Here is a 15,236-nt window from a genome sequence, read left to right on the forward strand (position 1 = left end):
GGTGCCACTCGGCGGGGAATCAGAAATGATCCTTGCGCCTTGACGAAGAGGGAATATCAAGCGCCGTGCGGTATTTGGCCACCGTACGCCGCGCAATATTGACCTTGAGACGCTCCTTGAGCATTTCACCGATACGCTCATCGCTGAGGGGAGACCTCGTGTCCTCCTCAGAGATGAATTTCTTGATCAGCGCCTTGACGCTTTCCGAGCCAACCTGGCTTCCGTCGTCCAGCTCAAGCCCGCTGTTAAAGAAAAACTTCAACTCAAAGATGCCGTGCGGCGTGGCCACATACTTGTTGGTGGTTATGCGGCTTACCGTTGATTCGTGCATGCTGATGTCGTCGGCGATGTCTTTGAGAATAAGCGGCGCAAGCTTGGTGACGCCGTCTTCAAAAAAAGGCTGCTGGTGGCGCACAATACTTTCCATAACCTTGTACAGCGTGCGCTGGCGCTGGTACAGGCTCTTGATGAGCCACGAGGCGGAGCGGATTTTTTCCGAGCAGTAGTCTTTTTCCTGCTCGTTGCCGCCTATGTTCATCTGGCTCATGGCCGAGAGCTGCAGCTGCGGCAGACCGTCGTCGTTGAGCAAAATGACAAATTCATCGCCCATCTTGTACACAAATACGTCGGGACTCACATAGGTGGGCTCGCCGCCGCCAAAGCTGGCGCCCGGCAACGGGTCAAGACTCTGGATGATGTCCAGGTATTCCTTGAGCTCGTCCATATCGAGCTTGAACTTGCGCAGCAGGGGCTTGTAGCGCTTGGCCTCCAGGTCCTCCAGGTGCGCCTCCACCAGTTCCACAAGGATGGGGTCGCGCGCGTAGTTGAGGCTCTTTATCTGCACCATCAGGCATTCGCGGGCGTCGCGTGCGGCAACGCCGACAGGGTCGAACCGCTGCAACTTTTCCAGCACAGGCAAAACGGCGTCGGGGGTTGTCTTGGCCATGTCGGCCACTTCGTCAAGGGTGGCCTGCAGATACCCGGCGGACGACAGGTTGCCGATAATGATCTCACCGATGCCCTTTTGCTCTTCCGTCATGTCAGAGAGGCGCAGCTGCCACAGCAGATGCCCGTCAAGGGTCGGCTTGGCCGCATAGCGGGCCTCGAGAGGCGAAATTTCTTCGGCAAGCTCAAACTCGCGCGACTGCGAAAGGCGGGGGGTACTGGCAAACTCACCGAGATAATCCTCCCAGTCAGCGTCCTTGGCCAGTTCCTTGTCGTAGACTTCTTCCTTGGGGCCCTCGCGATCGTCCGGCTGCTCTGCAGAGGCGTCGTCATTGATCGTGGATTCTTCGAGAAAGGGATTTTCAAGCAGCTCTTGCTGTACAGTTTCCAGAAGCTCCACGCGTGAGAGCTGCAGCAGTTTGATTGCCTGCTGCAATTGCGGGGTCATTACCAGTTGCTGTGTCAGCTTCAGTTGCTGCCGTAGTTCCAGTGCCATGAGTGCTCTTTTGCCTTAACGTGCCATCGGGCTATAGAATTATCTGTTTACAAGTAGTGTGCCATATGTGCAAAAATTATGCAATAGCTAACAGTTGCAAGCTCAACTTCACGTCGCAAAGAGTTTTGCGCGGCTCTGGTACCCCGCAAAAACAAGCGCTGACGCGGCTTTTGCGACATTGAAAAAAACTGCCGCATACAAAAAGGGGAAGGCAAAAGCCCTCCCCTTTTTTGCGCGATTTTGCGATACCCAAGTCTGGTAAAAAACCGACGCCTGCGCCGCAACAGGTGCTGCGTTGGTTATACTTTGGCGAACTTTTTCGCCGCTGTGATAAATTCGCGGAACAAAGGATGCGCGTTCATGGGACGCGACTTGAACTCGGGGTGGAACTGGCAGCCAAGAAACCAAGGATGGTCCTTGAGCTCGATAATTTCCACCAGCGAATCGTCAGGGGCCGTACCGCTGAAAACCATGCCCTTTTCGGCCAGCAGATCCTTGAAGGCATTATTGAATTCGTAGCGATGCCGATGGCGCTCGTCCACCATGCCTTTTTTGTAAGCGGTAAAGGCCTTGGTGTCGGGCGCAACCTTGCAGGGGTACGAGCCAAGGCGCATGGTGCCGCCCTTGTCGCTGCCCGCGTCGCGCTTTTCCACATTCTTGGTGCGGAAGTCGAACCACTCGGTCATAAGGTAAATGACCTTGTGGTCTGACAGGGGGTTGAATTCTTCAGAGTTGGCATCGTCAAGCCCGGCCACGTGGCGCGTAAATTCGATAACCGCGCACTGCATGCCAAGGCAGATGCCAAAGAAAGGAACCTTGTTTTCACGGGCGTAGCGGATGGCGGCAATCTTGCCTTCCACGCCCCGGTAGCCAAAGCCGCCGGGCACGAGAATGCCGTGACAACCCTTGAAGGAGTCCGCCGCGTTGCTCTCGTCCACGTTTTCAGAGTTGACGTAGCGCAGTTCCACCTCGACACGGTTGGCCACGCCGCCGTGAATGAGGGCCTCGTGCAGGCTTTTGTAAGCCTCCTTGAGGTCAACGTACTTGCCCACAATGGCAATGGTAACCTTGCCCTTGGGGTTGGCGCAGTCGCTGATGAGCTTTTCCCAGGCTTCAAGGTGGGCGTTGCGCGCGGGCAGGCGCAGCATGATGGCCACCTTCTGGTCAAAGCCTTCTTCGTAAAACTTGAGCGGCACTTCATAGATGTTGTTTACATCAACCGAAGAGAACACGGCGTCCTGGTCCACGTTGCAGAACAGGGCGATCTTGCGGCGCAGTTCTTCGGGGATGCTCTGCTCGCAGCGGCACAAAATGATGTCGGGCTGAATGCCGATGGAGAGCAGTTCCTTGACGCTGTGCTGGGTGGGCTTGGTCTTGTGCTCGCCGGCGCTGCGCAGGTAAGGCACCAGGGTGAGGTGAATGTTCAGGCAGTTGTCGCGCCCAAGGTCGGACCTGAGCTGACGGATGGCCTCAAGAAAGGGCAGGCCTTCAATATCGCCCACAGTGCCGCCGATTTCAATGATGGCGACATCCGGCGCGTCTTCGCCTTCAGAGAGGGAGAGCACCACGGTTTTGATCTCGTCGGTGATGTGCGGAATAACCTGCACGGTCGCGCCCAGGTAATCGCCGTGCCGTTCCTTGGCGATCACATGGTTGTAAATGGCGCCGGAGGTGGTGTTGTTCTTCCGCGACATGGGCACATTGAGATAGCGCTCGTAATGCCCAAGATCCAGATCCGTCTCCGCGCCGTCGTCGGTAACAAATACCTCGCCGTGCTGGAACGGGTTCATGGTGCCGGGGTCAACATTGATGTAAGGATCAAGCTTCTGGATGGTTACCGTAAGCCCGCGCGTTTGCAGCAGCGCGCCCAGAGACGCGGCCGCAAGGCCCTTGCCCAACGACGACAACACGCCGCCCGTCACAAAAATGTATTTAGTTTTCATGGCCTTCCACCTGTACTTGGGTATGTTGAGTGGTTCAACCAAACAGTTTTAACCTGAATTGAATTTTTTGGCTAGCATTGACTAAGTAAAACAAGCTAAGTAATGTGTTATTCCCTTTTCAGCGTGCGTGCCCAACAGGCGGCCCGGACATTCTCGGCATTTGCATGCCAGATGACGGACAGCCGGGTTATTACAGGCAACAGCACGTACGGCTAAGCGCATGCCTGGCCGGAAATATCCGCGTTGCAAGCCAAGGAGGCTTCCCCCGCATGGGTACGGTCAATACACTGGTCATCACCGGCTACGGCACAAACTCTCATATGGAAACCGCCCACACCGCCCGTCTGGCCGGGGCCGACAAGGCTGACGTGGTGCATTTTTCCGATCTGGTGGCGGCCAAGGTTCGCCTTGCAGACTATCATTTTTTGGTTTTTCCCGGCGGGTTTCTTGATGGCGACGATCTCGGCGCCGCCCAGGCTGCGGCCATGCGCTGGCGCTACCTCAAGGACGACGCGGGCGCGGCCCTGCTCCAGAGCTTGCGCGAGTTTTTGGATGAGGGCAAGCTGATTCTGGGCATCTGCAACGGGTTTCAGCTGCTGGTCAAGCTGGGCGTGCTGCCCGCGCTTGGCGGCCAGCGCTTTGAACGCCAGGTCTCGCTTGGCAACAACGATTCCGCCCGGTTTGAAGACCGCTGGGTGCATCTGCTGCCCAACGCGGCAAGCCCCTGCGTGTTTACCAAAAACCTTCCCCTGCTCTCCATGCCCGTGCGCCATGGCGAAGGCAAGCTGGTTGCCCGCGATGCCGACTGCCTGCGCCGTCTTGAGGCCGAAAACCTCATCGCCCTGCAGTACGCCGACCCCGCAACGGGCAAGCCCACGCAGGAATACCCGCTGAACCCCAACGGCTCCTCCCTTGCCATTGCGGGCCTTACCGATCCCACGGGCCGGGTGCTGGGCCTTATGCCCCACCCCGAAGCCTTCCACCACGTGACCAACCACCCCGGCTGGACGCGCGGCGAGCTGGACGCGCCCGGAACCCTTATTTTTGTCAACGCGGTGCGCTACCTGCGCGGCCAGTCGTAGGCATAAAAACCTTGTGCCGGGCCTGCCGCCGCCATGGCGCAGGCCCGGCTGGATGTTATGAAGGGAGCGCCCTGCGGGGCCTCCCCTTTTTGTCTGTCCAAACTCCAGAGCCAGCGTGTTTTACCGCTGTGTTTCGCCGTTTATGTTGACAAAGACCCGGCAGTCCGGTAAGTAATCTGACTCCAAAGAGGGGCGAATCCCTTTGGATTTTCCTGCGCGCACGCGTCAGACAAGGTGCGAAACAACATTGCCACAACACGTTGCACATTTTTTTACGCCGTATTTCACGAGGCGCTTTCTCTGCACCAGCAAGAAAGTGCCTTTTTTTATGGTGGGTGATATCTATGCAACATACTGAAATTATTAAGGCGATAGAAAAAATAGCACCTCTGGCCGCTGCCGCTTCGTGGGATGTGTCGGGCCTGCAGGTGGCCGCGCGCAGGCAGGATGCGGTCAAGCTTGCCGTCTGCCTCGACCCCACGCCCGCCTCGGTGGAAGCGGCGCTGAAAAAAGGCGCGCAGTTTATCCTGAGCCACCATCCGCTGTTGCTCAAGGCCGTGCTGCCCAACAGGCTTGACGATTATCACGCGGTGCTGCGCATGCTTTTTCAGGCCGACGTGCCCCTGTACGCGGCGCATACCTCGCTGGACGTCAACGCTCACGGCCCCGCTGGCTGGCTGGCTCGCGAGCTTGACCTGAGCAACCTTGCTGTTCTGGAGCCTGTGGCTCCGGCAACGGACGATACGCTGCCGTTGGGCTTTGGCCTTGCGGGCGACCTGCCGCAACCCATGACCGTGGAGCGGATTGCAGGCATCATTGCCCGCAGCGCCCCGCTTGCCGCCGCAACCGTGAGCGGCCCGACGCCGAGCAGCGTTGCGCGCGTGGCCTACTGCACCGGTTCGGGTTCATCGCTGCTTGGAGCGGCGCAGGCTGCCGGCGCGCAGCTTTTTATAACAGGTGATGTCAAATACCACACGGCTCTTGCCGCGGAGATCTGCCTTCTGGATGTGGGGCACCACAGCCTTGAAGAAGAAATGATGCTGCGCATGAGCCGGTTGCTGCAAGAGCGGCTGCCTGAAGCGGAAGTGTTTTTTGTGCCTTCCGCCTCTCCGTTCCGCCCTGTTGCCCTGTCATGATTTTATAGGAGGACTCTTATGAGCAATGCCGTATATTTTGACCAGATCAAACAGCTGGTTGAACTGCAAAAGGTCGACGACGCCATCCACTCCGTCAAGCAGGACCTGAGCCGCGCCCCCAGCGAGCTCGACGCCCTCGAACAGCGCCATGCCGCCATAGAAACCCAGCGCAACTACATTCTCGACAAGCTCTCGCACCTGCAGGATCAGCAAAAGCGCCTTTCGCTCGAAATCGACGACGACTCCGCGCGCATCAAAAAAAGCAAAAACAAGCTCATGCAGGTGGGCAACCAGCGCGAATATCACGCAATGATGCGCGAAATGGACAGCATGGAAAAGGTCAACCGTTCCCGTGAAGAAGAAAAAATGACCCTTCTTGAGGAACTGCAGTACCAGAACGACGCTCTGGCCGAGATCGACCTCACCTACACCGCCATCAAGGCCGAGCTTGACGTCAAGCGCGACGGTCTGGAAGAAAAGCTGCAAAAGGGCAACGCCGCTCTGGAAGTGCTGAACGGCAAACGCGCCTCCGCCAGCAAAAACATTCCCCAGCCCGTTTTTATGCGCTACGAATTTATCCGCAGGCGTCTTGAGCACCCTGTGATCGTCGCGGTCAAAGAGGGCATCTGCTCCGGCTGCCACATTGCCGTGCCGCCGCAGTCGTTCATCGAACTGCAGCGCGGCCAGCAAATCTTGAGCTGCCCCAACTGCCAGCGTCTTATCTTCTGGTGCGAGCATTTTTCGGTTGAAGACGCTCCCCAGTGCGCCCCCAAGCCGGTGACCATTACCGATTAATACGACCTTTCCCCGGCGTGGACCACACGCGCCCACGCCGGTGAAAAATACAACAGGTGGGAGTTGGACAGACCGTCGCTGCAGGCCGCAAGGCCTGGGGAGGAAAGTCCGGGCTCCACAGGGCAGAACGCTGGGTAACACCCAGGAGGGGCGACCCTCGGACAGCGCCACAGAAAGCAAACCGCCCCGCCTCGCGGCGGGGTAAGGGTGAAACGGTGGGGTAAGAGCCCACCAGATGCCGCGGCGACGCGGCATGCTCGGCATACCCCGTTTGGAGCAAGACCAAATAGGGAAGGTGGTCGGCCCGACCATTGCCTTCCGGGTAGGTTGCTTGAGGGTGCGGGTAACCGTACCCCTAGAGGAATGACGGTCTGGTGCGGGCAACCGCATGACAGAACCCGGCTTATCGTCCGACTCCCACTTGTTGACAAGGTGTGTACATGGCAGAAAGTTCCGGCATTTCGCCTGACGCGGCAAAACCCTGGGCGCTTGTACTGGCCGCCGGTCAGGGCAGCCGCATGGCCCAGGTCACCGGCGGTAAGGCCAAGCAGTTTCTGCCCTGGCGGGGCGCGCCCCTTTTTTGGCATGCCGCCCGCGCCATGAGCCGCAGCGCCTGCGTTGCCGGTATTGTCTTTGTTTTTCCTGCCAGCCAGCTTGCCGAAGCCACTGAACTTCTGACCGATCTGCACAAAAACGACGACCTAGGCCTGCCGTGGGTTACGGCCTGCGGCGGCGCGCTGCGTCAGGATTCCGTACGTCTTGGCCTTGCCGCGCTGCCGGTGCGCCCCGCAAGCGTGCTGGTGCACGACGCGGCACGCCCCTTTTTGTCCCCCGCGCTTGTGCGCAGGGTCTGCCATGAGCTGGCGCTGGGCGCTGCAGGCGTCATACCCGCAATTTCCGTTACCGACACCATCAAGACAGTGGACAGTGGCCGCGTTGTCGCCACGTTGCCGCGCGAGGGGCTTGCAGCTGTGCAGACCCCGCAGGGGTTTCAGCTACAGCCCCTGCTTGACGCCCACGCGCACGCCCTTGCAGCCGGGCTTGCCGTAACCGACGACGCCTCGCTGCTTGAGGCGCTGGGCCATGAGGTGCGTGTCGTGCCAGGCGAGGCCGCAAACGTGAAAATTACCCGTCCTGAAGATCTCGATTTGCTGCGCGACGCGGCGCCTGCCCCTGTCGTCCGCACCGGTATGGGCTACGACGTGCACCGTTACGGCCAGGGGCGTCCCATGCGCCTTGGCGGCGTGAGCATCCCCGGCGCGCCTGAGGTGCTCGCCCACTCCGACGGCGACGTGCTGCTGCACGCCCTTGCCGACGCCCTGCTTGGCTGCGCGTGCCTTGGCGACATCGGCCAGCATTTTTCCGACAGGGATCCGCAATATGAGGGCATATCGTCCGCCATTCTGCTGCATCAGGTTCTGGACATGGTGCGCGAGGCGGGCTGTACCCCAAGCCACGTCGACATGACCATTGTGGCGCAGGTTCCCAAGCTCGCGCCCTACCGCGAAGAAATTAAAAAAAATGTCGCTCGGCTCATGGGGTTGCCCGCATCAAGCGTAAACCTCAAGGCTACCACTGAGGAATATCTGGGCTTCACAGGCCGTTCCGAAGGCATCAAGGCATATGCAGTTGTGACCGCGCTGGGGCGCTGATCCGTTCCGCCTCCCCTGCCATTACGATTCGACATTACAAGGAAGGACATGAACACCGAACTCAGCAGGCCATGGTTTGCGCACTACGACTCCTTTGTCCCACGCACTTCAGACGTGTGGAACAAGCCGCTGTACGCCTTGCTTGACGAGGCTGCGGACAAATATCCCAACCGCATGGCCGTTATTTTTCAAAATACGCGCATCACCTACAAGCAGCTGCGCGAACAGGCCGAACGCTTTGCCGGTGCCCTGCGCCGCATCGGCGTAAAGACGGGGCACAGGGTGGCCCTGATGATGCCCAACATGCCCCAGACCGTGGTGGCCTTTTGGGGCATCATCAAGGCTGGCGGCGTGGTGGTCATGACCAACCCCCTGTATATGGAAAAGGAAATCATGGCCAACATGCAGGACTCTGGCGCGGAGCACATGGTGCTGCTCGACCTGCTCTGGCCGCGGGTTTCCGCCCTGCGCGACCGCCTGCCGCTCAAAAACTTTATTGTGACGGGCGCCGCCGACGCGCTTTCCTTTCCGCTCAACTGGCTCTACAAGCTGAAGAAACGCCGCAGCATAAAGGAGCCCATACCCTACGACGGCAAAAACGTGCATGAGTGGAAGCACTTTTTCAAGGGCGCCGAGCGGTATTCCGCACCCATTGCCGACCCCCTGCACGACCCCATCATGCTGCAGTACACCGGCGGCACAACAGGGCTGCCCAAGGGCGTTACCCTCACGCACAGCAACGTGGGCACAAACTGCCGTCAGGTGCTGGACATCATCCACGTCAGGGCGGAGGACAAGCATACCTTTATTTCGCTGCTGCCGTTTTTTCATGTCTACGGGCTCACCACGGGCCTGATCATCCCCATTGCCCTTGCGGCCACCACACTGCCGCTGCCGCGCTACGTGCCGCAGGACGTGCTGCGCCTAATCGCCAGGTACAAGCCCACGGTTTTTCCCGGTGCGCCCTCGGTCTATATTTCGTTGCTGCAACAAAAAAATCTGGCGGACTTTGACCTGCGCAGCATCAAGATCTGCGTTTCCGGCTCGGCCCCGTTGCCGCGCGAAATTTTTCGCAAATTTCAGGAGACGACCGGCGCGGCCATTCTTGAAGGCTACGGCCTTACAGAGGCCTCGCCCATCACGCATTGCAACCCGCTGGGCTTGCAGGGCCAGCGCCCCAACTCCATCGGCATGCCCGTACCGGGCACCGACGCCCGCATTGTGGACATGGAAGGCGGCTCGCTTACCCTGCCGCCCGGCAAGATGGGCGAGCTGATCGTGCAGGGCCCGCAGGTCATGCACGGCTACTGGCGCAAACCCGACGAAAGCGCCAGCGCCCTGCGCAACGGCTGGCTGTACACCGGCGACCTGGCGACCATGGACGACGACGGCTATTTTTATATTGTTGACCGCAAAAAAGACATGGTCATCGTGGGCGGCTACAATGTTTACCCCCGCGAGGTGGATGAAGTGCTGCTGGAGCACCCCAAGGTGCTTGAGGCCGTCAGCGTGGGCATCTCCGACGAGATACGCGGCGAGATACTCAAGGCCTTTGTGGTGCGCCGCCCGGGCGAAGAGCTCACCAAGGCCGACGTGATATCCTGGTGCCGCCAGAAGCTGGCTGGCTACAAGGTTCCGCGTCTGGTGGAGTTTCGCGACGAGCTGCCCAAAACCATTGTGGGCAAGGTGCTGCGCCGCGCCCTGCGCGAAGAAGAAGAGCAAAAGATGGCCAACCGCAAAAAACGGCGCTCGGCTGATCCTACCCCCGGCGCATCCGCTCCGGACGCCCCGATGACAGCCGAAAACGGCGACGAACCTGTGGGGCACGCCTGATGCGCATTATCGCGCAACGGGTTAAAGAAGCTTCCGTAACCGTCGATGGCCGTCTGGTGGCGGCCATCGACGAGGGAATCATGGCCCTTGTCGCCTTTGGGCGCGAGGACGGGCCAGACTATCGCAACTCCCCTTCATATACGGCCATGGCCCGCAAGCTTGTGGGCCTGCGCATCTTTCCCGGTACGGGTGAAAACGCTCATAAGTTCCATGCATCACTGGACGAATTTGGCGGCCAGCTGCTGCTGGTGCCGCAGTTTACCCTGTACGCCGACTGCCGCAAGGGCCGCAGGCCTTCATTTACCGATGCGGGCGACCCCGCGTGGGCCAAGGACATGTTTATGGATTTCGTTCAAATGGTTGACGAAACTTGCGCCGTCAGCGTATCGTCAGGCATCTTCGGAGCGGACATGGATGTGCGCCTGTGCAACTGGGGGCCTGTGACCATTTTTCTGGACTCTGCCAACCTGTTTTCCCGTTAACGCAACTGCTGCCATACGGAGGAAATACAGCCATGTTTGAGCTGAAGGCGGAATCGCACACCGGTGTCACGGTACTGCGCTATTCGGGCAATCTGCTGCTGGGCGATGTGGCCCAGTTCAGCAAACTGCTTGAAGATCATTTGCTGGCGTCGGGTATTCGCCAGGTGGTGCTTGACCTGAGTCGTGTTGAAAAAGTGGACACCTCCGGGCTTGGGGTGCTTGTAAGCGCCAGCACCAAGGGACGCGGACGCGGACGCAGGCTGGTGCTGCTGATGCCTGCTCCCCATGTGGCCGAGCTGTTGCGCAAGGCTGAGATTGAGGGATTTTTCCCCACATTCGAGAGCGAAGAAGAATTGAAAGGCTATATTCCCGCTACTGCCGAGTAACGATATTACGGGGTTATGCCCTTCAGCCCGACGGATGGTGCATGGTGCAATACTATCTGAGGCATTACTTCAATCCCGACTTCGATTATCTCAACCTGAAGCCAGGTGGAGATAACGGCGCTTCTGACGTGTACAGTCTGGGCTATGTCCAGAATGTTATAGCAGGCCAGGTGCTTGCGGAACTTGTACCGCTCGACAATGCCGAGACAGGCTATGACCGCCGCTTTGTCCTCGACAAACCAGTCTTTCCCATGGGCGGCAACACCCGCGTTGATCCCAGCCATTCCAACTATCTGCTTGCCGCCGCCAAGGGGTATGTTTTTTACCTCAACGGCAAAATTACCGTCAAAGCCCTGCTCAACGTGCGCCAGGACGTGAGCTTTCAGACCGGCAACATCTTTTTTGTGGGCGACATGGCCGTGCACGGATCCGTGCGCGCGGGGTTTTCCGTACAGGGCAACAACGTGCGCATCATGGGCATGGTTGAGGGCGGCGTTGTGCGCGCCCGGCGCGATCTGCTCGTCGACGGCGGCGTTCGCGGCGGCGCAGGCAAGCACAGCAAGGTTGACGCTGGCGACAAACTCATGACTCCTTTTTTGGAAAACGTGGACGCCCGTGCGCGCGGCAACATGGTTATTGAAAAAACCTGCCTGTACAGCACCGTGTACGCCGGCAGCAACCTTGTGGTGCGCGACAAGCTCTACGGCGGCATCGTCAACGCCTACGGCAGCGTGTATGTGGGCGGGCAGCTGGGCAACAAGGCCGCGCTCTCCACAAAGGTGTATCTGGGCTACGACCCCATGAGCATCCGCCAGCTGGAAAAAATGGACAAGATTATCGCCCAGCTTTCGCAGACAATCACCCACCTCAACGCCATCGCCGGGCATCTGCCGCCCGAAACCAACGACGCCTCGCGCAAGTTGCAGGCGTTGCGGCTGCAACGTCGGCAGCTGATCAACCGGCGGGATGAACTGTGGGGCAGGCTGGCTCAGGACGAAAACTACATGCAAAACTGCCGCCTGCTCTGCCAGGGAATCGTCTACCCCGGCGTGGAAATTTCCATTGGGCGGGCGTTTACGGTTGTGGATCATATTTACCAGTGCACGCTGTTCCGCCTTGTGGACAATGAAATCATTGCGGAACCCATGCAGCCCTCGCACATGAGCAAAAAGCGATGACCTTGCCTCACGCGCCGTGCTTTACGGCGGTTTTTTCCCACCAGACCAGCGGCCGCCAACCTTCGGTCGCAACGGCAAAAGCCGTGCCCAACACTGCCTCCGACACCGTTCCAGACGACGTTGAAGCCCAGATTGGCGAGCGCGTATTCTCTATGCTGCGCCCTGGCGGCGCGGAGCGGGAGACAGCCGTTGTGGCCGGACAGATGCCGGAGCTGCAGCGCGGCTGCCTGCCCGTACTGCTGGGTTGCGGTCTTGGTCATGCGCTGGCGCGCCTGCTGCAGTGCACCGCTGGCCCTGTTGCCGTGGTGGAAAAAGAAACCGGCCTGCAAGCCATAACCCATGTTCTGCAAAACCTGCCAGCGCAGGAGCGCGGGCGCGTTACCCTCGTCACTGCGGCGCAGACCGCTGAGGCGCTGGCAGAGCTCACGCACTGGCAGATGCGCCATGGCGGCATGCGCCTGTTGCCCCTTGCCCTGCCCTTTTACCTGCGCCTTGACCGCGACTATTACGGCAGCCTGCAAAAAGAGCTGGCCGCCAGCGCCAGATTCGACTTCTGGAGCAAGGCCTCCGGGCCGCGATTTGTAAACGACAGCCCCCGCGTGCTGCTGCTGACCAGCAAGTACTTTCTTATGGGCGAAATTGAAGGCGCCTGCCGCAAGCTTGGCATTGAGCACAAGCTTGTGGTCATTCGGGACGATGCCGTCGCCCGTACGGATTTTGTACAGCAGCTGCTTGAAGCCGTGGTGTCGTTCAGGCCGGATTGCTGCATAACGCTCAACCACATGGGCGTAGATGTGGAAGGCGTGCTCATGGATCTGCTGGCGCGCCTGCAGCTGCCGCTGGCCTCGTGGTTTGTGGACAACCCGCACCTCATCATCCACCTGTATTCACGCTGCGTGAGCCCATGGACAACGCTGTTTACCTGGGATTCGGACAATATTTCCTCGCTGCGCGCGGCTGGCTTTGAGCATGTGTTTTACTTGCCTCTGGGCACTGACCCTGACCGTTTTCACCCCTCCAAGGGCGCATCCGCACCCGCGTCGTGGAAGGCCGATCTCTCCTTTGTGGGCAATTCCATGCTGTACAAGGTTGGCGGCAGGCTGAAAAACGGACGCTTCCCCCGCCCGCTGCTGCTTTCATTCCACACTGTTGCCCAACAGTTTATGGAAAGCGACCAGCGCTCCGTGGCTGATTTTCTCAAAAAATGCCAGCCCGATACCTACGCGCACTACCTCGCGTTGCCCGACAACGAGGCAAAACTGGCCTTTGAAACAGCCGTCACCTGGCAGGCGACCCGTCTGTACCGCAATGGTTGCGTGCGTCGTCTTTTGCCCCTGCGCCCGCTTATTGTGGGCGATGCCGGCTGGAAAATAGAATTTCGCCACGAGCCGCTGCAACCCCGTTATATGGACGCGCTGAGCTACTATTCGGATTTGCCGCTATTTTACAGCCAATCGGTCGTCAACTTCAACTGCACGAGCAAGCAGATGAAGGGGGCCGTCAACCAGCGGGTTTTCGACGTACCCGCGGCAGGCAGCTTTGTGCTCACCGACTGGCGCGAGCAGATGGGGCAGCTTTTTGAACCGGACGAAATGGTCTGCTACCGCGATCCGGACGAAGCCCCCGACCTTGTGCGCCATTATCTTGCCCACCCGCAGGAACGCCAGCGCATAACGCAGGCGGCGCGCAAGCGCGTGCTTGCCTGCCACACCTGGCAGCACAGGTTGCAGACCATGCTGCGGCACATGCGCGAGGTCTACGGAACCCCAGCGGCGCGCAACGCGGACAGCACCGCTGCCAGAGGCTGACAATGGCGGCTGATCCGGTTCTGGTGCTGCAACTGCACCGCATGGGCGACCTTATTCTGACTTTTCCGCTGCTTATGCGCCTGCGCCAGCTCTGGCCCGACAACCCTTTGTGGGTTGTGGCCGAGCCGGTTTTTTTTCAGCAGCTCATGCCGCTTGCGCCCGGCGTGGTGTTTTTTCCCCCTTCGCACTGCGGCACTTTGGCCCAGCAAAGTTATGCGGCCGCCATAAACCTGAGCAGCAGCCCGCTGGCGGCCCAGACCATGGCCGCGCTCAGGTCGCCCGTCAAGCTTGGGCCTATGGACGACGGCGCAGGCCTGCACATCAAGGGTTACTGGCAGCTGTACAGGGCCGCCCTGACGCAGAACAACCATGCCAACGCCTTTCACTGGGCCGACCTGCATCTGCTTGACCTTTCGCCCCGGCCAGATATTGCCGCTGTCGGCCATTCGCGTCCTGCCCCTGCCGGTACCCGGCGCGTCGGGCTGGTGCTGGGGGCGAGCGAGGCGGCCAAACGTCCCGATGCGGGATTTTGGGCCCGACTGGCCGCGCGTCTGGCCAGTGCCGACCTGACGCCCGTGTTTTTGGGCGGCAAGAGCGAAGAAGAACTGGGCGCGGAAGTTGCCCGTAGATGCGGGCTTGGTCAGGCCAATCTTTGCGGTAAACTGTCGCTGAGCGAGGTGGCGGCACTGATGCGCACGCTGGACCTGTGCATAACGCCCGACACCGGCCCCATGCATCTGGCCGACTATCTGGGCGTGCCTGTGCTCAACCTGTCCATGGGCCCTGTACACGCCCGCGAGACCGGCCCCTGCGCCCCTGGTCAATGGGTGCTGCGGGCCGCCATGAGCTGCGTGGGCTGCTGGCAATGCAGCCGTGGACGCCTGTACTGCAAACAGGCCTTCATGCCCGCCCCTGTCGCCAGAATCATTACGGATATTCATTCAGGCCTGACAAAGGCAAACGCCGCCGCGCCTGCCGCCTGCGCTGGTCTTGCCCTGTACCGTACAGGGCGCGACACCCTTGGCCTGCACACGCTCGCGCGCACAGATGAAGCCCCGCAGGCCTCCTGCCGTCCCCTGCTTGAAGACGTCTGGCAGGCGGTCTTTCTGTTCATGTATGATCCGGCACTGGAGCCGCTGCTGCGACAGCGCCTGGCACGGCTGCAGGCCGGGCACCCCCAGCTTGCCAGCCGCCTTGCGGCCCGTTTTGCCCGGCTGTTTGCCCAGTGCGGCGAGCGCTTCAAACAGCGCGGTGTTTTGAGCGACGACTTCTGGCGCGGACAACCCGGCATGATGCGTCTGTTTACGGGGCATCTGCACATGTTTTTGCAAAACGAGGGTTTTGGCGAACAGGGCTGGCGCACGGCCCTGCAACGCCTTGCGGCCCTGACCCCGCTTTTTGCCACCCCGGCCTGATACGGCAAGTATTGCCCCTCATCCGCCCATCGAATTTTTTAATACTTTGAATTTACACAAAAAATAAAATTGGAACACTCCTTGA

At 59.8% G+C, this 15,236-nt stretch carries 12 protein-coding genes and 1 other RNA gene; 11 read left to right on the forward strand and 2 right to left on the reverse strand.

Features of this window, described 5'->3' with window-relative positions; all coding sequences use genetic code 11:
- Positions 1–19 precede the first annotated feature (19 nt).
- Together rpoN and DDIC_RS07410 are read right to left on the reverse strand one after the other, a co-directional pair.
- Positions 20–1,441, reverse strand: a complete 1,422-nt coding sequence (rpoN, locus tag DDIC_RS07405) for an RNA polymerase factor sigma-54 (protein ID WP_136399847.1) — start codon at positions 1,439–1,441, stop codon at positions 20–22.
- 299 nt (positions 1,442–1,740) lie between these two features.
- The gene (locus DDIC_RS07410) at positions 1,741–3,384 is read right to left on the reverse strand and encodes a CTP synthase (RefSeq protein ID WP_136399848.1); all 1,644 of its coding nucleotides are present in this window, start codon (positions 3,382–3,384) and stop codon (positions 1,741–1,743) included.
- Positions 3,385–3,653: 269 nt separating this feature from the next.
- Here DDIC_RS07410 and DDIC_RS07415 point away from each other — a divergent pair, with 269 nt between their 5' ends.
- The 11 genes from DDIC_RS07415 to DDIC_RS07465 all read left to right on the forward strand — a co-directional run bounded on the left by DDIC_RS07415 (position 3,654) and on the right by DDIC_RS07465 (position 15,151).
- Positions 3,654–4,466 carry a phosphoribosylformylglycinamidine synthase subunit PurQ gene (locus DDIC_RS07415; RefSeq protein ID WP_136399849.1) on the forward strand — a complete coding sequence of 271 codons (813 nt, stop codon included), beginning with the start codon at positions 3,654–3,656 and terminating at the stop codon, positions 4,464–4,466.
- Positions 4,467–4,810: 344 nt separating this feature from the next.
- Complete coding sequence (locus tag DDIC_RS07420; RefSeq protein ID WP_136399850.1) at positions 4,811–5,602, forward strand: Nif3-like dinuclear metal center hexameric protein; 792 nt, start codon at positions 4,811–4,813, stop codon at positions 5,600–5,602.
- Positions 5,603–5,620: 18 nt separating this feature from the next.
- Positions 5,621–6,397, forward strand: coding sequence for a zinc ribbon domain-containing protein (locus DDIC_RS07425; protein WP_136399851.1), 777 nt, complete (start codon positions 5,621–5,623; stop codon positions 6,395–6,397).
- 59 nt (positions 6,398–6,456) lie between these two features.
- Positions 6,457–6,819: RNase P RNA component class A (rnpB, locus tag DDIC_RS07430), an RNA gene on the forward strand.
- An 18-nt stretch (positions 6,820–6,837) separates the two neighbouring features.
- Complete coding sequence (gene ispD, locus DDIC_RS07435) at positions 6,838–8,049, forward strand: 2-C-methyl-D-erythritol 4-phosphate cytidylyltransferase (RefSeq protein ID WP_136399852.1); 1,212 nt, start codon at positions 6,838–6,840, stop codon at positions 8,047–8,049.
- 48 nt (positions 8,050–8,097) lie between these two features.
- On the forward strand, positions 8,098–9,882 hold the full coding sequence (locus DDIC_RS07440) for a long-chain-fatty-acid--CoA ligase (RefSeq protein WP_136399853.1): 1,785 nt from the start codon (positions 8,098–8,100) through the stop codon (positions 9,880–9,882).
- Complete coding sequence (gene dtd / locus DDIC_RS07445; RefSeq protein WP_136399854.1) at positions 9,882–10,364, forward strand: D-aminoacyl-tRNA deacylase; 483 nt, start codon at positions 9,882–9,884, stop codon at positions 10,362–10,364. Before DDIC_RS07440 ends, dtd begins: the two co-directional genes overlap by 1 nt.
- A gap of 32 nt (positions 10,365–10,396) precedes the next feature.
- On the forward strand, positions 10,397–10,750 hold the full coding sequence (locus DDIC_RS07450; protein WP_136399855.1) for an STAS domain-containing protein: 354 nt from the start codon (positions 10,397–10,399) through the stop codon (positions 10,748–10,750).
- 41 nt (positions 10,751–10,791) lie between these two features.
- Positions 10,792–11,928 (forward strand): FapA family protein, encoded by a 1,137-nt coding sequence (locus DDIC_RS07455; RefSeq protein WP_247647415.1) that lies wholly within the window; start codon positions 10,792–10,794, stop codon positions 11,926–11,928.
- Between the two features lie 83 nt (positions 11,929–12,011).
- On the forward strand, positions 12,012–13,736 hold the full coding sequence (locus DDIC_RS07460) for a CgeB family protein (protein WP_247647416.1): 1,725 nt from the start codon (positions 12,012–12,014) through the stop codon (positions 13,734–13,736).
- Between the two features lie 2 nt (positions 13,737–13,738).
- Complete coding sequence (locus tag DDIC_RS07465) at positions 13,739–15,151, forward strand: glycosyltransferase family 9 protein (protein WP_136399857.1); 1,413 nt, start codon at positions 13,739–13,741, stop codon at positions 15,149–15,151.
- Positions 15,152–15,236: the final 85 nt, after the last annotated feature.

The organism is Desulfovibrio desulfuricans (genome assembly GCF_004801255.1).
GTDB lineage: Bacteria > Desulfobacterota > Desulfovibrionia > Desulfovibrionales > Desulfovibrionaceae > Desulfovibrio > Desulfovibrio desulfuricans_C.